Annotated in this window: 17 protein-coding genes; 11 read left to right on the forward strand and 6 right to left on the reverse strand. The window is 71.4% G+C overall.

The window, feature by feature from the left end; genetic code table 11:
• Window positions 1-5 precede the first annotated feature (5 nt).
• The 3 genes from ACYVF3_RS07675 to ACYVF3_RS07685 form a co-directional block, all read right to left on the reverse strand.
• Window positions 6-878: a 1,4-dihydroxy-2-naphthoate polyprenyltransferase gene (locus ACYVF3_RS07675; RefSeq protein ID WP_461153484.1), complete on the reverse strand. Its 873-nt coding sequence runs from the start codon at window positions 876-878 to the stop codon at window positions 6-8.
• Window positions 879-913: 35 nt separating this feature from the next.
• Window positions 914-2095 (reverse strand): o-succinylbenzoate--CoA ligase, encoded by a 1182-nt coding sequence (gene menE, locus ACYVF3_RS07680; protein WP_461153485.1) that lies wholly within the window; start codon window positions 2093-2095, stop codon window positions 914-916.
• A gap of 359 nt (window positions 2096-2454) precedes the next feature.
• Window positions 2455-3378 (reverse strand): 1,4-dihydroxy-2-naphthoyl-CoA synthase, encoded by a 924-nt coding sequence (locus ACYVF3_RS07685; protein ID WP_461153486.1) that lies wholly within the window; start codon window positions 3376-3378, stop codon window positions 2455-2457.
• Between the two features lie 133 nt (window positions 3379-3511).
• Here ACYVF3_RS07685 and menD point away from each other — a divergent pair, with 133 nt between their 5' ends.
• Both menD and ACYVF3_RS07695 read left to right on the forward strand, forming a co-directional pair.
• Window positions 3512-5185, forward strand: a complete 1674-nt coding sequence (menD, locus tag ACYVF3_RS07690) for a 2-succinyl-5-enolpyruvyl-6-hydroxy-3-cyclohexene-1-carboxylic-acid synthase (protein WP_461153487.1) — start codon at window positions 3512-3514, stop codon at window positions 5183-5185.
• Between the two features lie 266 nt (window positions 5186-5451).
• On the forward strand, window positions 5452-6951 hold the full coding sequence (locus tag ACYVF3_RS07695) for a M1 family metallopeptidase (protein WP_461153488.1): 1500 nt from the start codon (window positions 5452-5454) through the stop codon (window positions 6949-6951).
• Between the two features lies 1 nt (window position 6952).
• Here the strand turns inward: ACYVF3_RS07695 and ACYVF3_RS07700 are convergent, their stop codons facing one another.
• Window positions 6953-8242 carry an isochorismate synthase gene (locus ACYVF3_RS07700; protein ID WP_461153489.1) on the reverse strand — a complete coding sequence of 430 codons (1290 nt, stop codon included), beginning with the start codon at window positions 8240-8242 and terminating at the stop codon, window positions 6953-6955.
• An 88-nt stretch (window positions 8243-8330) separates the two neighbouring features.
• Here ACYVF3_RS07700 and ACYVF3_RS07705 point away from each other — a divergent pair, with 88 nt between their 5' ends.
• The 3 genes from ACYVF3_RS07705 (at window position 8331) to ACYVF3_RS07715 (ending at window position 10510) form a co-directional block, all read left to right on the forward strand.
• Window positions 8331-8828, forward strand: coding sequence for a DUF3592 domain-containing protein (locus ACYVF3_RS07705; protein WP_461153490.1), 498 nt, complete (start codon window positions 8331-8333; stop codon window positions 8826-8828).
• A gap of 108 nt (window positions 8829-8936) precedes the next feature.
• A complete protein-coding gene (paaC, locus tag ACYVF3_RS07710; RefSeq protein WP_461153491.1) occupies window positions 8937-9878 on the forward strand; it encodes a 1,2-phenylacetyl-CoA epoxidase subunit PaaC in 942 nt (313 codons plus the stop codon).
• 125 nt (window positions 9879-10003) lie between these two features.
• Window positions 10004-10510 (forward strand): hypothetical protein, encoded by a 507-nt coding sequence (locus tag ACYVF3_RS07715; protein WP_461153492.1) that lies wholly within the window; start codon window positions 10004-10006, stop codon window positions 10508-10510.
• Window positions 10511-10604: 94 nt separating this feature from the next.
• Here ACYVF3_RS07715 and ACYVF3_RS07720 read toward each other — a convergent pair whose 3' ends face one another.
• Entirely contained in the window at window positions 10605-11462 is an 858-nt protein-coding gene (locus tag ACYVF3_RS07720; RefSeq protein WP_461153493.1) for an inositol monophosphatase family protein, read from the reverse strand.
• Window positions 11463-11639: 177 nt separating this feature from the next.
• Between ACYVF3_RS07720 and ACYVF3_RS07725 the strand changes: the two genes are divergently transcribed.
• Entirely contained in the window at window positions 11640-12764 is a 1125-nt protein-coding gene (locus tag ACYVF3_RS07725; RefSeq protein ID WP_461153494.1) for a glycosyltransferase family 4 protein, read from the forward strand.
• 34 nt (window positions 12765-12798) lie between these two features.
• The gene (locus ACYVF3_RS07730; RefSeq protein WP_461153495.1) at window positions 12799-13488 is read left to right on the forward strand and encodes a demethylmenaquinone methyltransferase; all 690 of its coding nucleotides are present in this window, start codon (window positions 12799-12801) and stop codon (window positions 13486-13488) included.
• Here the strand turns inward: ACYVF3_RS07730 and ACYVF3_RS07735 are convergent.
• Complete coding sequence (locus tag ACYVF3_RS07735) at window positions 13485-14414, reverse strand: LysR family transcriptional regulator (protein ID WP_461153496.1); 930 nt, start codon at window positions 14412-14414, stop codon at window positions 13485-13487. The genes ACYVF3_RS07730 and ACYVF3_RS07735 overlap by 4 nt on opposite strands.
• A gap of 97 nt (window positions 14415-14511) precedes the next feature.
• Between ACYVF3_RS07735 and ACYVF3_RS07740 the strand changes: the two genes are divergently transcribed.
• From ACYVF3_RS07740 to ACYVF3_RS07755, 4 genes are all read left to right on the forward strand, one after another.
• The gene (locus ACYVF3_RS07740) at window positions 14512-15783 is read left to right on the forward strand and encodes a CitMHS family transporter (protein WP_461153497.1); all 1272 of its coding nucleotides are present in this window, start codon (window positions 14512-14514) and stop codon (window positions 15781-15783) included.
• Window positions 15784-17073 (forward strand): acyclic terpene utilization AtuA family protein, encoded by a 1290-nt coding sequence (locus ACYVF3_RS07745; RefSeq protein ID WP_461153498.1) that lies wholly within the window; start codon window positions 15784-15786, stop codon window positions 17071-17073. It begins immediately after the preceding gene.
• On the forward strand, window positions 17060-17359 hold the full coding sequence (locus ACYVF3_RS07750) for an AtuA-related protein (protein ID WP_461153499.1): 300 nt from the start codon (window positions 17060-17062) through the stop codon (window positions 17357-17359). Before ACYVF3_RS07745 ends, ACYVF3_RS07750 begins: the two co-directional genes overlap by 14 nt.
• 302 nt (window positions 17360-17661) lie before the next feature.
• Complete coding sequence (locus ACYVF3_RS07755; protein ID WP_461153500.1) at window positions 17662-18960, forward strand: geranylgeranyl reductase family protein; 1299 nt, start codon at window positions 17662-17664, stop codon at window positions 18958-18960.
• Window positions 18961-19004 lie beyond the last annotated feature (44 nt).

The following is a 19004-nucleotide window of genomic DNA, read 5'->3' on the forward strand; positions in this document are numbered from 1 at the left end:
CCCTCTCAGCCGAAGGCCAGGGCGAGACCGGTGATGGTGCCCCAGGCGAGCATGGCGAATCCTGTGTCCCGGACGGCGGGGATCAGGTACCGGCCGGTGGCTCCCCGGACCACGGCGCGCAGCGGGATCAGCAGCAGCGGCAGGGCCAGGAAGCCCAGCAGCACCCAGGAGTTGCGCAGGCCGATCAGGACCGTGATGACGAACGGGACCAGGGCCAGCGCCGTGTAGAGGGTGCGGGTGTCGCGGTCGCCGAGCATGACCGCCAGGGTTCGCTTGCCCGTGACCTCGTCGGACGGGATGTCGCGGAGGTTGTTGGCCACCAGCACCGCGCACGACAGCGCGCCCACTCCCACGGCGGCTCCGATGCCGAACCCGGAGATCTGCCCCGCCTGCACGAACATCGTGCCCAGCACGGCGATCAGGCCGAAGAACAGGAACACCGCGATCTCGCCGAAGCCCGCGTAGCCGTAGGGCTTGCTGCCGCCGGTGTAGAACCAGGCGCCCGCGATGCACAGCGCGCCGATCGCGAGCATCCACCACTGGCCGCTCAGCGCGACCACGCCGAGTCCAGCGAGCGCGGCGATCCCGAAGCACGCGAAGGCGGCGTTGCGCACCGCGCCCGGTGCGGCAGAACGCGATCCGACCAGGCGGAACGGGCCCACGCGGGAGTCATCGGTGCCGCGGATGCCGTCCGAGTAGTCGTTGGCGAAGTTCACGCCGATGATCAGGCTCAGCGAGACGGCCAGCGCCAGCAGCGCGATCACCGGGTCGAACCCGTCCATGCCCGCGGCAGCGCCGGAGCCGGCCAGCACCGGTGTGATCGCATTCGGGAAGGTCCGCAGACGGGCACCTTCGATCCATTGCGCGACAGTCGCCATGAGCAACATCTTCGCTCACCCGGCAAGCCCCTCGGCTAGCAGGTCAGCTGCTCGGCCAGCGCCCGCCGATCCGGTTTGCCCGGGCCGCGCAGCGGGAGCTCGTCCACCAGCGCGATCCGCTTCGGGGCGGCCGCGGCGCCCAGCCGTCCGCGCACCGCCTCCCGGAGTGCGTCCTCGTCGGGTCGCGCGGTGGGGTCGGCGACGACGGCGGCCACCACGGCCTGCCCCCACTCGGGGTCGGGGAGGCCCAGCACGCAGGCCTCGTGCACGCCCGGCTGCTCGGTCAGCACCCGCTCGACCGGCAGCGGCGCGACCTTCTCCCCACCGGTGATGATCACGTCGTCGGCCCGTCCGAGGACTTCCAGCCGATTGTCGGCGAACCGGCCCAGATCGCCGGTGCGGAACCAGCCGCCTGCGAACGCGGGCGCCTCCGGCTGGTTGCGGTACCCCCTGGCCAGCATGGGTCCGGCGAGGCGGATCGGTCCGAGCTCGCCGTCGACGTCGACCTCCGCGACGTCCAGCGGCACCCCGTCGTACACGCAGCCACCGGCGGTCTCGCTCATGCCGTAGGTGGTGGTCACCCGCACGCCGCAGTCCCGGGCGCGGGCCAGCAGGGCGGGTGGGGTCGCGGCGCCGCCGAGCAGCACCGCGTCGAACTCGCGCAGCGCCGCCAGCCCCTCACCGCCGTCGTTGATCAGGCGGGAGAGCTGGGTGGGCACCAGGGCTGTGTAGCGCGGCAGGCCGGAGGACGGCAGCTCGCGCGCAGCGGCGGCGAAGACGTCCGGCCGGAACCCGCCGGAGGTGTCGACGGCGTGCGGGGCGGTTCCCGCCAGCAGCGCGCGGACCAGGACCTGGATCCCGGCGACGTGGTGGGCGGGCATCGCCAGCAACCAGTTGCCGGGCCCGCCGAGCCTGCGGTGGGTGGACTCCGCCGACCCGCGCAGCGAGCTCGCGGGCAGCAGCACGCCCTTGGGGGCCCCGGTCGAGCCCGAGGTGGCGATGACCAGGGCCGTCGGGTCGTGCTCGGCGTCCTCTCCTGGGCCCAGCGGCCCGCAGAGCGCGGTGATCAGTGCTTGCGCCTCGTCGGGGGCGTCGGCCGCGACCGGCAGCAGCGCGGGGCCTTCGCCCTCCAGCGCGCGGCGCAGCGCGGGCAGCACCTCCAGAGCTCCGGCGCCCGAGGGCACTTCCAGCGGCTGCAGCTCCCGGGCGTTCGGCATGGCACCCATTCTCGGCGTCGCCGCGCGCCCCGGCGTCGCCGGGCGTCGGAGACCTTCGGCACTAGCTCACCTGTTCGAGCGATCAAGTGTTCGAATGGCGCGGTCGATGTTCTGGGTACGAGCGGAAGGAGAAGGCGATGTTCCTCGTTTTCGTGATGGTCGTCCCGGTCTTCGCCGGAGCGCCCCGGTCATCCGAGCCGTCCCCGGCGTCGCGGCAGTGGTCTTCGTGGTCGCCGGACGGCAGGTCGGGAGTCGGACCTGACGCCGGCCCGGCCGACCCCGAGCGGGGGACGCCGGACGAGGAGCGCCCTGCCGGGCTGTTCCTGTCCGGCGTCCTGCCTGAAGACGAGTGGGAGGTCTCAGTAGTACCAGGGGAAGGAGTCCCAGTCGGGAGTCCGCTTCTCCAGGAACGCGTCCCTGCCCTCGACGGCTTCATCGGTCATGTAGGCGAGCCGGGTGGTTTCACCGGCGAAGAGCTGCTGACCGACGAGCCCGTCGTCGATGGCGTTGAACGCGTACTTGAGCATGCGCTGCGCCGTCGGGGACTTGCCGTTGATCTCCCTGGACCACTGCAGCGCGGTGGCCTCCAGCTCGGCGTGCGGGACGACCTCGTTGACCGCGCCCATCTGGTGAGCCTGCTCGGCGGTGTAGGGGCGCCCGAGGAAGAAGATCTCGCGAGCGAACTTCTGCCCCACCTGGCGCGCGAGGTACGCCGACCCGAAGCCGCCGTCGAAGCTGCCCACGTCGGCGTCGGTCTGCTTGAACATGGCGTGCTCTGCGCTCGCGAGGGTGAGATCGCACACCACGTGCAGGCTGTGCCCGCCACCGGCGGCCCAGCCTGGGACCACCGCGATGACGACCTTGGGCATGAAGCGGATCAGGCGCTGCACTTCCAGGATGTGCAGTCGGCCGGCACGCGCCGGGTCGACCGTCTCGGCGGTCTCGCCCCCGGCGTACTGGTACCCGGAACGGCCCCGGATGCGCTGGTCGCCACCGGAGCAGAAGGCCCAGCCGCCGTCCTTGGCGGAAGGGCCGTTACCGGTGATCAGCACGCATCCGACGTCGCTGCTCATCCGCGCGTGGTCCAGGGCGCGGTAGAGCTCGTCGACGGTGTGCGGCCGGAAGGCGTTGCGGACCTCGGGGCGATCGAAGGCGATGCGCACCGTGCCCTTGCCGGGGCCGTCCTCGACGCAGCGGTGATAGGTGATGTCGGTGAAGTCGAAGCCCTCGACCGGCTCCCACGACTTCGGGTCAAACAGCTCAGACACAACGGGATTCTGCACACCTGGGACAATAGGGGTAGCAAGTGCTCGGCGCGGGGTCCTCCCCGTGACCGTCCGGTGCTTGCGTGGACGTCGGCGTGGGAGACCGCGGATCCTTCGCCGTTGTCCGCCAGGCGATTTCAGAGGTGATCGGTTGAACCCGTCCACAGCCCAGGCTGAGGTCATCGTCGACGAGCTCGTCCGAAACGGGGTGCGGCACGCGGTGCTCGCCCCGGGGTCGCGCAACGCACCTCTCGCTTACGCTCTGCACCGAGCCGCGCACGCTGCGCGTTTGCGGCTGCACGTTCGGATCGACGAGCGCAGCGCCGGGTTCCTGGCGCTGGGCATCGCGGCCCGCACGGGTCGGCCGGTTCCGGTGTTCTGCACCTCCGGCACCGCCGCGAGCAACCTGCACCCGGCGGTCAGCGAGGCGTACCACGCGGGCGTTCCGCTGCTGGTCATCACGGCCGACCGGCCACCGGAGCTGCGCGCGGCGGGTGCGAACCAGACCATCGACCAGCACCGGCTGTACGGCAGCGAGGTGCGGCTGTTCGACGAGCTCGGCGTCGCCGAGGCGCGGGCGGGCCAGAACGCCTACTGGCGCAGCCAGGTGTGCCGGTTCTGGGCCGCCGCCGACTGCGGGATGCGCGGCGGGCCGGTGCACCTCAACGTGCCCTTCCGCGAGCCGTTGGTGCCCGATGGCGACACCGAGTGGTTCGAGTCGCTGGACGGGCGTCCGGACGATCAGCCGTGGACCGAGGTCGCCGACCGCGGTGCGGTGCCGAGCTCCCTCTCGCGCTTGCGGTCCGGTCGTGGCCTGGTGCTCGTGGGTGACTGGGGTTCCGAGGCGGCCAGCGCCTGGGGCGAGCGCTGCGGCTGGCCGGTGCTGTCGGAGGTCGGCGGCGTCGGTGTGTCCGGTCCGGCCGCCATCACGACGGGAATGTGGCTGCTCAACCTGCCGGAGTTCCTCCGCGAGCACCGCCCCGAGCAGGTGCTGTGCGTGGGACGGCCGACGGTCTTCCGCCAAGTCCAGCAGCTGCTGGCCGACACCGGCGTGGAGGTGCTGCTGGCGCACGGCGGCGTCGACTGGCCCGCGCCCGCGCACAACGTCCGGGAGGTCGCAGAGGGGTTCGGTGTCGGACCCGACAGCGCCGTGGACCCGCAGTGGCTCACGGCGTGGCAGCAGGCCGACCAGAAGGCCTCTGCCGCGCTGCACGCCGCCCTCGACCTGGAGCGGTGGCCGAACGGTCCTGCCGTGGCGCGCGAACTGGTCGGCGCGCTGCCGGAGAACTCCTTGCTCGTGCTCGGATCGTCCAATCCGAGCCGGGACGTCGCGCTCGCCGCGCGGCAGCGGCCCGAGGTGCTGGTGCACCGCAACCGCGGGGCCGCCGGCATCGACGGGACGATCTCGACCGCCATCGGCGCGGCCGCCGGGCACAGCGGCCCGGCCTACGCGCTGCTGGGCGATCTGACGTTCCTACACGACAGCAACGGCCTGATGCTCGGCCCCTACGAGCAACGGCCGGACCTGACGATCGTGGTGTTCAACGACGACGGCGGAGGCATCTTCAGCCTGCTCGAACAGGGCGGTCCCGAGCACAGCGACTCCTTCGACCGCGTCTTCGGGACGCCGCACGGCACCGACCTGGGGCAGTTGTGCGCGGCGCACGGCGTCGAGCACGTCCAGGTGCCGGGTCACTCCGAACTGCGCGAAGCGCTGCGGCCCGCGCCCGGTCTGCGCGTGGTCGAGGTGCGGGCGAGCAGGGACGAGCTGCGCGCGGTCCACCAGCGGTTGCACGCGGCGGTCCGCTCCGCGCTGCTCGGCTGATCCACCACCGGACGACGTGAAAACCCTTGCGTGAAGCTCGGTTCGCGTTTCGCGGGCGTGACGGATCGGTTTGCACGGCAGGTCGTGGCCGGGGTCGACCGGCCACTGTGGTCGCATCACCGCAGACGCATCACCCGTTGCCCCATTGGTGTGCATTCGCGTTTTTCCGCGTGACGATGGGAAAAACTCGGCGCGAAAAGCGCACCGAGTGTGAACGTGGTTGCCTAGTCTCCTGATCGGAACCAGTTCCTCGAGGAGGTGGCAGGGTGATTCGACGACAGGGCCTGCGCGCGGTGATCGCGGCCTGCTGCGCGAGCGCGGTGTTCGCCGCACCGGCGCTCGCGGGTGCCGAAGGGCCGGGGGCGCCCGGAGCCGGTGACGACTACTTCCCCGGGTACGGCAACGGCGGTTACGACGTCTCGCACTACGACCTGCAGCTTCGCTACCAGCCCGCGGACGATCACCTGCAGGGCACCGCGACGATCGTCGCGAACGCGACGCAGGACCTGACCGCCTTCAACCTGGACTTCGCGCTCACCGCGAAGTCGGTGCGGGTCAACGGCGCGCCGGCGCAGTTCAGCCAGAACGGCTTGGAGCTCACCGTGACCCCGTCGGCGACCCTGCCGCAGGGCGAGATGGCGACCTTCGTCGTGGAGTACGAGGGCACTCCCTCGGCCGCCGACGTCGGCCCCGTCAACCCGTGGGTGCGCACCTCCGACGGAGCGCTCGCGGTCGGCCAGCCCGAGATCTCCGCCTGGTGGTTCCCCGGCAACGACCACCCGAGGGACAAGGCCACCTACGACGTCGCCATCTCCGTTCCCGACGGGACCGAGGCCCTCTCCAACGGCGTGAACACCCGCAACAGCAGCCTGGCCGGGTGGACCACCTGGAACTGGCGCAACAGCGAACCGACCGCCACCTACCTGGCGTTCATGGCCATCGGCCAGTACGAGATCAGCAGCAAGACCGGCGCGTTCGGCCAGCCGTTCGTCACCGCCTACTCCGACAAGCTCGGCCCGCTGGCCGGACCGGCGAAGGCCAGCATCGAGCGCACCCCGGAGGTCCTTGACTTCCTGAGCCAGCTGTTCGGCGAGTACCCGTTCAGCGCGCAGGGCGGCGTCGTCCCGTCGGAGGGACTGGGCTTCGCCCTGGAGAACCAGACCCGCCCGACCTACAGCCACCTGTTCTTCCAGCGCGCGGCGAACGTCTCGGTGGTCGTGCACGAGAACGCCCACCAGTGGTTCGGCGACTCGGTGTCGGTGGACACCTGGCGCAACATCTGGGTCAACGAGGGCTTCGCGTCCTACGCGGAGTGGCTGTGGTCGGAGGCCCAGGGCACCGGGACCACGCAGGAGCTGTTCGACCACTACTACAACTCCTACCCGGCCGACGACCCGTTCTGGCAGGTCCCGCCGGGAGACCCCGGCGCCGAGGACGTCTTCCACACCGCGGTCTACGACCGGGGCGCGATGGCGCTGCACGCGCTGCGCAACGTCGTCGGTGACGAGGCGATGCTCGACATCACCCGCACCTGGGTCACCGAGCACCGGTACTCGACCGGCACCGTCGAGCAGTTCATCGAGCTGGCGGAGCAGAAGTCGGGCAAGCAGCTCGACGAGCTGTTCAACGCCTGGCTGTTCACCAAGGGCAAGCCGACCGTGAGCCCGGCGACCGGAGTGACCGCCAGCGCCGCCCGGGAGAACGTGCCCGAACCCGCCGCGGTCGCCGAGATCGATCGCGCGCACGAACTGCTGCACGACCACTGAGTCAGCGAACTCCTTCCAGCGCTTCCCGCACCGGGAGGAGTTTCGCCTCGGCCTCGGCAACTTCCTGATCAGGGTCGGAGTCGGGAACGATCCCGCCTCCGGCGAACAACCGGACCCTGCCACCGCGAGCACCGCCGGACCCAGCGCCGGCGGTGCTCTGCTGTTCGATCTGGCCGCAGCGCAGGGCGATCCCGAACTCGCCGTTGCCGGCACCGTCGATCCAGCCGACCGGACCCGCGTAGCGGCCCCGGTCCATGCCCTCCAGCTCGGCGATCAGCTGGACCGCGTCGGCCGTGGGCGTGCCACCGACCGCGGCCGTGGGGTGCACGGCCTCCACGACGTTCAGCAGCCCCGGGCCGTCCGGGGTGTCGGCCAGCTTCCCCTCGACGTCGGTGGCCAGGTGCAGCACGTTGCGCAGCCTCAGGACCGACGGCGAGTCGGGGACCGACAGTTCGCTGCAGAAGGGTCGCAGCCGTTCCGCCAGGGACTCCGAGGCGTACTGGTGCTCGCTGCGGTTCTTGGCCGACGCCAGCAGTTCGGCGGCGATCTCGTCGTCCGTGCGGCCGGGATGCGGCCATGCCGTTCCCGCCAGCACCCGCGAGCGGACCTCGTAGCCGCGCCGTTCCAGCAGCAGTTCGGGGGTGGCGCCGACCAGGCCGTCCACCGCGAAGGTCCAGCAGCTCGAGTAGCGCGCGGCCAGGTTGTGCAGCAGGAACCGCTCGTCGAGCGGTTCGGAGGTGTTGGCGACCAGGTCGTGCGCGAGGACGACCTTGAGCAGGTCCCCGCCGGAGTCGCGCATCCGGTCGACCGCAGCGGTCACCGCCTGCCGGTAGCCCGTCGAGGACAGACGGCCATCGCTGTAGGAGACCGTTCCGGGCTGGCGGACCGGCTCGATCGCGGGCTCCGGGGCGTCGCCGATCGTGGTGATCCAGCGGACCCCGTCGTGCTCGCCGACCACGACCTCGGGGAGCACCAGCACCGAGTCCCCCGGCTGGTCGGCGAAGGCGAGGCTGGTGAAGGCGACCGGGCCGCAGCCGGGCAGCCCCACCTCGTCGTCGACGTCGATGTGCCCGCACAACTGCCGCCACCAGGCGTCGGCGTCGGTGAAGCGCGCCGTGCCGGACGTGTCCAGCCGCGCGGCGCAGCCCCGCCCGACCAGGCCCTCGCCCTCCCGGACCCAGCTCAGCGACTCGCCGCCCGGCAGCAGCTCCAGCAGCGGTCGGTCGTGCCGTGGGTCGGCTGGGTCGAGCCTGCGGGTGCGCGCCGTCAGCCGCCTGGAAGTAATCGCCACGCTTGGAGCGTATTCGGACTGCGGATTCCGGTGGGCTGAGCGGCCGCGTGGCCCTGGCCACGACCCCTGGCCCCTACAATCGGTCACCGTGGCAGGCGACGCGGTGACCCAGGACGCGGCCGACTCGGTGACCGGCTCAGACACGGACGGTGACCGGGCGGCGTCGGAGCCCTCGCCTGGGCGGGTTCGCTGCCGGGTGGCGCGCGGCGTGCTCATCACCGGTGCGTTGCTCACGGTCATGGGCTTGTCGATCATCGGCGCCTGCTTCATCAACGACGTCACCATCACCGAATCGCGAGGTCAGGCGGTCGCGGAGGTCGTGGACACCTCGCTGACCCGGACCGTGGTGCGCTTCAACACCGAGGACGGGCGCGTCTACATCCCGCCGAACGGGGTCCTCTACCCGACGGACCTTCAGGTGGGGCAGCTGGTGCGGGTCGAGTACGACTCCCGCAACCCCGACCTGGTGCGTGCCGAGGGCCGCACCGCACTGATCTCGCTGCTGCCCGTCTTCAGCGCGCTGGCCATCCTGTGGGCGGTCCTCCTTCCGACGTATTGGCTGCTCAGACGATCTAACAGAGGCTGAGGGCCCTTCCTAGAACCCTCGCCCGGTGCCAGACTTGGGGATCCGCCGAAAGGGGGTCGGCGGGACCCAGGTCGACGTGCCGACCCCGCGTCTGCGAGGTCGTTGCCGATGAACACGCCAGGAGCGTTGTCAAGCTCGTCGCAGGACCAGCAGCAGTGGGTGCTCGGAGCCCCGGTGCTGTCCACCGTCGATCGATCGCTGCCCGACGGGGTGGATCCCGCCGAGTTGGCGCTCTACTGCACGATGCTCGGCGACGACGCCTTGGTGCTCGCCCACCGGCTTTCCGAGTGGGGGATGCGCGCAGGCCTGGAGGAATCCGCCGCGCTCGGCGGGATCGCGCACGACCTGCTCGGGCAGGCGCGGGTCCTGTTCGGCCGGGCCGCCGAGGTCCACGGCGCCGACGACGAGGAGCAGCTCGCCTACCTGCGCGAACCCGCCGAATTCCGGAACGTCCGGCTGGTCGAGGTCGACTGCGGACCGGGGCCGGGCGGCGACTTCCCGGCCACGGTCGCCCGGTTGCTGCTGTTCAGCACCTGGCGGCTCGCGGTCTTCGAAGAGCTCGCCACCAGCCGGGACGCGGTGCTGGGGACGCTGGCGGCGCGGTCGCTGCAGCTGCTCGAACAGCACCGGGACCACGCCGCGCAATGGCTGATCAAGCTCGGCGACTCCGGACCGGGCGGACCGCGGCTGATGAGCGCCGGACTGCACCGCGTGTGGCCACTGGCCGCCGAGCTGTTCGTCGCGCACCCGGTCGAGGTGCGGATGGCCGAAGCGCGCTGCGGCGTGGATCCCGCGAGCGTGCGGGTGCGCGCCGGGCAGGCGCTCGACGAGGTGTTCTCCATCGCACGCCTGGACGCCCCGGTCCCCGGCGCGTTCGGCGAGTTCGCACCGCCCGGCGGCCGCGACGGCACGCACACCGAATCCATGGAGTTCCTGCTGGCCGACCTGCAGTACCTGGTCCGGGCCGGGCTTGCCAGCGGCCGGGCTCCGCAGCGACCGGTGGACGAGCGAGGACCGGGAAGTGTCGGAAACGAAATGCAAGATGAGTAGTTCCCCGCAAGCCGATGCGCCTCGGACGGGGGCACCCTGATCGAGGGGGATCGGAACCGCTGGAAGCGCTGCTGGGGGCCTTCCCGCGTTCCTCGGTCGGGGTCTAGTGGAAGGGCGCAACGCGGATGGAACAGATCTGGTTGCAGGTGCTCGTAGCGTTGATGGCCGGGTGCGCGGGAGCGGGCGTGGTGCTCGCGCTGCGCAGACGTCCCGAGGAGCAGGTCGCGGCGGACGAGCCCGATCCGCTGCCCCGGACGGCACCCGACGTGTGGGAGCCGCACGTGCAGCACTGCGAGCAGGCGGTGCTGCGGGCGAGCCGGTCCGTGGAGGCCATGTCCTCGCAGCAGGCCCGCAACCGGCTGCGGACCGTGGTGCGCCGGATGGACGCCGAGCTGCCCAACCTGCGCGTGCTCGCCGAACTCGGCCGCGGTCTGGGCGGCACCTCGCGCGACGCCGAGATAGCCGGTCGGGTGCGCGCCGAGCTCACCGAGGCGGAGCAGCGCTTCGGCGCGGTCACCGGCGAGGTGCTGGAACTCGTCGAGGACCCCGATGCCGAACGAGTGGGCGAGCTGCGCGCGCGGTTCCCGCTGCTGCGCCCGATCTCAGCAGTCCTGCCCGAACCCGTCAGCTGAGAACCGAATCGCTTTGCTCGGCGGTGCGGGTGGGTGTTGTGCGGGAAGTTTTCATGAAAACTTCCCCACCCACCCACCTACCCACTGCACGGCGTCAACAGCCCCTAGCCGGTACCTCCGCCGCCTGCGTCCACCACTCGTGCACCTCGGCCGCCGCGCCGGGTGCCGCGACGAGCAGCCCGTCGCGGGGAAGCGGGTCGGGCCGCCCCCGGCGGTCCAGGACGGTGGCCCCGGATTCGGTGGCCAGCGCGAGCGCGCCCGCCACGTCCCACTCCTCGTAGTGGTCGAGCACCGCGGCGATGCTGTGGCCGAGCGCGACCTGGGCGATGGCCAGGGCCGGTGAACCCAGCAAGCGCACGCCGACCTGCGCGCTCGCCGCGTTGGTGATGAACCGGTCCATGCCCGGCCACGGCCCGTTCTTGGTGAGCTCGGTGCACACGATGCCGCCGCGGATCTCGGACCGGTCGGGCAGGCGCACCGGGGTGCCGTTGGCCCGCATGCCCCTCCCTCGGGCGGCCGCGTAGATCTGCGTCCGGTACGGATCGGCGACCACGCCCACGACCGGCCCGTACCCGTCGAGCATCGCCAGGCTGTAGGCGCACCAGGGAAGTCCGGCCACGTAGTTGGCGGTGCCGTCGACCGGGTCGACGGACCAGCGGAAGTGCGAGACGCCCTGCTGCGGAGGCACGCTCGGCTCCGCGCCGAACTCCTCGCCGAACACCGGTGTTCCGGGGAACTCGTCGGCGAGGATGCGGCGGGTGTGCCGTTCCAGCGTGCGCCCGGTGTCGGTGACCCAGTCGAACGGCGACTCGCTCGGCGCGGGCCGGGCGCCCCTGCCCGCGGTCGCGATGATCACGTCTGCGGCGTCGTTGGCCAGCCGACCGGCGACCTCGAAAGCCCGCGACACCAGGGCCGGTTCGATCTGGGCGGGTGGAGTAGGCAGGGCCGTCATGCGTCCCCAGCCTCCGCGCGGCGGGTGACCGGCCAGCAAAGCCGAGGTGACCGGTCATCGGCCCGCAAGCCACGTTTGCGGGCCGATGACCGAGTTGGGGCGCTCTTCGGTTGTCGTTGGTGGTCGCGTCACATTGCCTTCGGCTGCTCGCCGGAAGTGGCGGCGACCGTGATGTGCGTGCGCATCGCGATCGTGACCGAGAGCTTCCTGCCGCAGATCAACGGAGTGACGAACTCGGTGTTGCGGGTGCTGGAGCACTTGCGTCGTCGAGGCGACCAGGCCCTGGTCATCGCGCCCGGACCCGGTCCGGACGAGTACGCGGGCTTCCCCGTCATCAGGTTGCCCGCGGTGGACCTGCCGGTGGTGTCCTCGCTGCCCATCGGGTTCCCGAGCCGCCGCGTGCTGCGCGGCCTCCAGGACTTCGCCCCCGACGTGGTGCACCTGGCCTCGCCGTTCGTCGTGGGGGCGCGAGGTCTCAACGCGGCTCGCCGCCTGGGCGTTCCGACGGTCGCCGTGTACCAGACCGACGTGGCGGGCTTCGCCGAGTCCTACGGGCTGGGGCTGACCGCGAAGGCGGCGTGGAAGTGGATCCGCCGCCTGCACTGCCACGCCGACCGCACCCTGGCGCCCTCGACGTGGGCGGTGGAGACGTTGCGCGAGCACGGGATCCCGCGCGTGCACCGCTGGGGCCGCGGTGTGGACACCGAGCGCTTCACCCCGGGCAAGCGCGACGCCGGACTGCGCTCGGAGCTGGCCCCGAACGGCGAGCTCCTGGTGGGCTACGTCGGCCGGTTGGCGCCGGAGAAGCGCATCGAGCGGCTCGCCGAGCTGGACGGCATGCCCGGCGTGCGGGCGGTCGTGGTCGGCGACGGGCCGGAGCGCGAGCGGCTGCGCGAGGAGCTGCCTAACGCGGCGTTCCTCGGCCAGCGAACCGGTGATGAGCTGGCCCGCATCTACGCGAGCTTCGACGTGTTCGTGCACACCGGCCCGCACGAGACGTTCTGCCAGGCCGTGCAGGAGGCGATGGCCTCCGGCGTCGCGGTCATCGCGCCCGACGCAGGCGGGCCCCGCGACCTCGTCGACGTGGGCCGCACCGGGTACCTGCTGCCCGCGCACGACGACGCCGAGCACGCCGCGGCACTGCGCCGGGCGATCTCCGAGCTGCGCGACCCGGCGCTGCGCGAGCGCTTCGGGAGCCACGCCCGCAACGCCGTCTCGGGCCGCACCTGGCCCGCGCTGTGCCGCCAGCTGGTGGATCACTACGCGGCGGTCAGCGGGTACGTCGCGTCGGCGGCTGCCTGAACCGGCTCCGGAGCGGGCCACGTACGCTTCGGGTGTGTCTCGGGCAGGCTTGGACAAGAACCCTCGCGAAGTCGCGGCGATGTTCGACGGCGTCGCGCGTCGGTACGACCTGACCAACACCGTGCTGTCCTTCGGGCAGGACCGGCGCTGGCGGAAGGTGACCCGGCAGCTGCTCGCACCCCAGAAGGACGAGCGGATCCTGGACCTCGCTGCGGGCAGCGGTGTTTCGACCGTCGAGTTCGCCCGGTCCGGGGCCTACTGCGTCGCGGCGGACTTCTCGCTGGGCATGCTCTCGGTCGGCAAGGACCGCGGCGTGCCCCTGGTGGCCGCCGATGCCCTGAACCTGCCGTTCGCCGACGACGCGTTCGACGCGGCGACGATCTCCTTCGGCCTGCGCAACCTCGCCGACACGGTGGCCGGGCTCAGCGAGATGCGACGGGTGGTGCGGCCCGGTGGCCGACTGGTCGTGTGCGAGTTCTCGACCCCGACCTGGCAGCCCTTCCGCGGCGTCTACATGAACTACCTGATGCGCGCGCTGCCCTCGATCGCGCGCGCGGTGTCCTCCAACCCGGACGCCTACGTCTACCTGGCCGAGTCGATCCGCTCCTGGCCGGACCAGCGCGCCCTCGCCGAGCTCATCGGCGAAGCCGGCTGGACCGACACCACGTGGAAGAACCTCACCAGCGGCGTCGTCACCATCCACCACGCCAAGAACGCCGCCTAGGAACCGCTCCGCGCCCAGGTCGTCTCGGGTGCGTCCGGTCGCGTCCCGGTGAGCGCCGTGATGAACGCCCTGGTGGCCGGGGGCAGCGGGTGATCCGGTGCCCGGATCACCGCGATGCGGCGACGTGTTTCGGGCGCGACGAGGGGGACGTGCGCGAGCGCCGCGAAGGCGACCAGGGGGAGGACCATCCCCGGCATCGCCGCGGCACCCAGGCCCGCCGCCACCAGGCCGGCGACCGCGGTGATGTTGCCGGATTCCAGGACCACGTCGGGATGCGCTCGGGCAGCGGTGAAGGCGCGGTCGGCGTGCTGCCGGATGCTGGAGGTCGGCGCGAACGCGATGTGCGGTTCGGTCGCGAGCTCCGCCCAGGTCAGCGACTCGTGCGAGGCGAAGCGGTGCTCCGGCGGGAACACCGCGCACATCCGGTCGGTCGCGATGGGGTGCACCGCCAGATCGGGCGGTTCGTCGGCGACGACCGTGACGCCGAGGTCGGCGGTGCCGGCCCGGACCTTCGCCAGCACCTCGTCCGACATGCCGTCTTCGATCGACAGCTCCACGTCGGGGTGCTCCGCCCGGTAGGCGGAGACGGCGGAGGGCAGCAGGACCGCCGCCATCGACGGCAGCGCCGCGACCCGGACCCGACCGCGGGTGCCGGCGAGGAAGCCCCGGAAGTGGTTGATCCCGGCGTCGAAGGAACCGACGACCCGACGCGCGACCAGGCAGAACTCGGCGCCTTCCGGGGTGGTGACCAGCTGGCGCGTCGTGCGCTGGAACAGCGTGATGCCCAGCCTGCGCTCCACGTCGCGCACCGCGCGGCTGATCGAGGACTGCGCCAGGTGCAGCTGTTCGGCGGCAGGCGTGAAACCGCCGGTGTCGTGCACCGCGAGGACCAGCCGGAGCTGCTGAACCGTCAGATCCATGCTCATAGCGCATGAATTTATCAATTACTCGTGCTTGACCGGCATGAGCGAGGTGGATCACAGTTCTCCCGTCCGGCCCAACGGCGGTGTTCGGAGGTAGCCCATGCTCGCCGCGAGCGGATTCCTGACGATCGGCGTGTTCCTCGCCCTGGTGCTCTCGCGCCGGGTGTCGGTGCTCTTCGCGCTCACCCTGGTGCCGATCGCCGCCGCGCTGATCAGCGGTCGCGGCGCCGAGCTCGGCGAGCTGGTGGCCGACGGCCTGGTCACCGTCGCCCCGGTCGCCATCATGATCACCTTCGCGGTGCTCTACTTCAGCCTGATGATCGACGCGGGGCTCTTCGACCCCGCCGTCACCCGCATCCTGCGCTGGGCGAAGGGCGATCCGCTCAAGATCACCGTCGGCACCGCGCTGCTGACGCTGCTGGTCGCGCTGGACGGCGACGGGGCCTCCACCTTCTTGATCACCGTGTCCGCGCTGCTGCCGATCTACCAGCGGCTCGGCATGCGGCGGATCGTGCTCGCCGGCGTGGTCTGCCTCGGCGCCGGGGTCATGAACTTGGTGCCGTGGGGAGGTCCGACGGCCAGGGCGATGGCCGCGCTCAAGCTGGACTCGGCGCAGCTGTTCCTGCCGGTGCTGCCGGCGATGATCGCCGGGATCTGCTGGGTGCTGCTCGCCGCGTACCTGATCGGCCGGGCCGAGCGGAAGCGGCTCGGCGTGGTCAACCTCGAAGCGGGCGAGCGGGTCAGGCTCACCGGTGCGGACCGGGTGCGGTTCTGGATCAACGCGCTGCTGACGCTGGCCCTGGTCGGCTGCCTGCTCGCCCAGATCGCCGACCTGGAAGTGCTGTTCCTCATCGCCTTCCTGGTCGCGCTGCTGGTCAACCGCCCTTCCTGGCAGGGGCAGCAGGAGCTGTTCGCCAAGCACGCCTACAACGTGGTGCTGGTCGTCGTGGTGATCTTCGCGGCGGGCGTGTTCACCGGGATCCTCACCGGGACCGGCATGATCAAGGCGATGGCCGAGGGGCTGGTCGCGATCATCCCGGACGCCGGTGGCGCCCTGCTCCCGCTGATCACGGCCGTCGCGGGGATGCCGTTGAGCCTGGTCTTCACGCCGGACGCCTTCTACTACGGGGTCGTGCCCGTGCTGGCGGAGACGAGCGCGGCGCTCGGCGGTGACCCCGCCGCGATCGGGCGGGCGGCGATCCTCGGCCAGATGACCACCGGGTTCCCGCTGAGCCCGCTGACCGCGTCCACCTTCATCCTGCTCGGCATGTCCAAGGTCGATCTCGGCGACCACCAGCGGTTCATCTTCGGCTGGGCCTTCGGCACCACGCTGGTGATGACGCTGGTCGCGCTGGTCACGGGGGTGTTGTGAGTGCGCATCGGCAGCGGAGCGGGTTTCGCGGGCGATCGCCTCGAACCGGCGCTGGAGCTCGCGCGGGCCGGGGTGGATGACCTCGTGCTGGAGTGCCTGGCCGAGCGCACCATCGCGCTCGGGCAGCAGCGCAGGCTGGGCGATCCGGATCAGGGGTACGACCCGTTGCTGCGCGCGCGGTTCGAGCGGTTGCTGCCGGTCGCGGTGCCGAACGGAGCACGGGTGATCACCAACATGGGCGCGGCCCATCCGCTGCGGGCGGGCGAGGTGACGCGCGAGGTGATGACGGCCGCTGGGCTGATCGGCCGCATCGCGGTGGTCACCGGCGACGACGTGCTGGACCGCCTCGACCTGGAGGCGCCCGCGCTGGAGGACGGCGTCCCGCTGGCCGAGCACGGCGAGATCGTCTCGGCCAACGCCTACCTCGGCGCCGAGGCGTTGCTTCCCGCGCTGGACGCGGACGTGGTGATCACCGGACGGGTGGCCGACCCGTCGCTGTTCGTGGCACCGATCGCGCAGCGGATGGGCTGGGATCTCCACGACGTCCCGCGCGCGGCCGCCGCGACGCTGGTCGGGCACGTCCTGGAGTGCGCGGGACAGGTCACCGGCGGCTACTTCGCCGACCCGGGCCGCAAGGAGGTCCCGGGTCTGGCCGAGCTCGGCTTCCCGTTCGCCGACATCGAGGCCGACGGCACCGCGACCATCGGAAAACCCGACGGGACCGGTGGCGTGGTGACGGTCGGGACGGTCCGGGAGCAGCTGCTCTACGAGGTCACCGACCCGACCGCGTACCGCACGCCCGACGTGGTCCTGGACTTCCGCGAGGTCCGCGCCGAGCGGGCCGGGGCCGACCGGGTCCGCATCAGCGGGGCGCAGGGGCGGGCGAGACCGGAGGAGCTGAAGGTCAGCGTTGGATACCGCGCGGGCCACCGAGCCGAATGCGGCATCAGCTACGCCGGACCGGGGGCGGCCGATCGGGCGAAGCTGGCCGCCGACGTGGTGACCGAGCGGGTGCGTCGCGCCGGGCTGCGCGTGCGCGCCGACGTGCTGGGGGCGTTGGGCGATCCGGACGGCGAGTGCCGACTGCGAGTGGCCGCCCTCGCCGACGACCGGACGGCGGCGCAGATCGTCTGCCACGAGGTCGAATCGCTCTACACCAACGGTCCCGCCGGAGGTGGGGGCGTGCGGACCGACGTGCGCGAGGTGATCGGCATCGTCTCCGCCCTGATCCCCAGGTCGGACGTGGAATCGCAGGTCACGACCCTGGAGGTGCAGGATGCGACTGCATGAGATCGCGCATTGCCGCGCGGGGGACAAGGGCGACACCTCGATCCTGTCGGTGTTCCCGCTCGACGACGCCGACTACGACCGCCTGCGCCGGGAGCTCACGGCCGACCGCGTCCGCGCTCACCTCGCCGACCAGGTGCGGGGTGAGGTCCTCTGCTGCGAGCTCCCGCTGCTCAAGGCTCTCCAGTTCACCTGCCACCGCGCTCTCGACGGCGGTGTGACCACGTCCCTGTCCCTGGACGCCCACGGCAAGACCCTCAGCTCCCGCCTCCTGGCCCTGGATCTCTGAACCCCGTCCTGGGTCTCCGAGGGCCCTGGATCTCCGCGTCGCGAGGGGCGCGTGGGGCCGGTGGGCAGTTTTGGTTCGAACCGTCCATGATCGATGTCCGCTTTGCCCGGTCAATTCGGACCAAAACCGGCAGCTGGTGACCCTCGGCGAGGACGCGGGGGTGCCACCGGATGGCGGGTTTCCTCACTCGGGTGGCCTACGGGAAAGGGTCGATCGCGCTGGTGCAGCGGCTTAGACTCGGAGTTAGTGAACTCGTTCACAAGCGGGTTCGCACCGAGCACTGCACTAGTTCGAGGAGTGTCATGACCAGCGCCACCAGCCGCCGCAAACCGGACGATGACGCCGACGTGATCGTCGTCGGGGCCGGTCCGGCCGGCTCGACGGCTGCGACCTACCTGGCCAGGGCGGGACTGGACGTCCTGCTGCTGGAGAAGAGCGTCTTCCCGCGGGAGAAGGTCTGCGGCGACGGGATCACGCCGAGGGGCGTCAAGCAGCTCATCGACCTGGGCATCGACACCAGGGAAGAAGCCGGCTGGCTGCACAACAAGGGCCTGCGGGTCGTCGGCGGCGGGATCAGCCTGGAGCTCGACTGGCCCAGCCTGTCCGGCTTCCCGCCGTACGGCGTGGTCCGCCCGCGCAACGACTTCGACGACCTGCTGGCCAAGGCCGCCCAGCGCGCAGGGGCGCGCCTGTTCCAGCAGACGTCGGTCAGCGGCGCCATCACCGACGACCGCACCGGCCGGGTCGTGGGCGTGGAGGCCAAGACCGGACCGGAGCGCAAGCCCGTGACCTACCGGGCCCCGCTCGTCGTGGCCTGCGACGGGGTGTCGGCGCGGCTGGCGCTGTCGGTGGGCATCCAGAAGCGCGACGACCGCCCGATGGGCGTGGCCGTGCGCCGGTACTACACCAGCCCGCGCAGCAAGGACGACTTCCTGGAGTCGCACCTGGAGCTGTGGGACAAGTCCAACCCCGCCGATCCGCAGCTGCTGCCCGGCTACGGGTGGCTGTTCGGCATGGGCGACGGGACGGTCAACGCGGGGCTGGGCATCCTGTCCACCTCGTCCGCCTACGGCAAGACCGACTACCGCCAGCTGATGCGGTCCTGGTTGGACGGGACCCCCGAGGAGTGGGGATTCCGCGAGGAGAACGCCACCGGCAAGATCGGCGGGGCCGCGCTGCCGATGGGCTTCAACCGCACCCCGCACTACCGAAACGGTCTGCTGCTGGTGGGTGACGCCGGCGGCATGGTCAACCCGTTCAACGGCGAGGGCATCGCCTACGCGATGGAGTCGGCCCGGCTGGCCGCCGAGTGCGTGGTGCACGCGATGGCACGACCGACCGAGGCCTCCCGCGAACAAGCCCTCGCCCGGTACCCGGTCGCCGTCCAGCAAGCGATGGGCGGGTACTTCCGGCTCGGCAATATCTTCAGCAAGTTGATTGGCAATCCCACGGTCATGCGGATGGCCACCAAGCACGGTCTGCCGCGCCGGACGTTGATGCGTTTCGTGTTGAAGCTGCTGGCAAATCTCTACGACGAGAAGGGTGGGGACGCCATGGATCGTGTGATCAGCACCACTACTCGCGTCACCCCTAGCGCGTGACGCCGAGTGTCTGGTCAGATGTCCCGGCAAGGGTGAGACAAGTC

Source organism: Saccharopolyspora tripterygii (assembly GCF_054778355.1).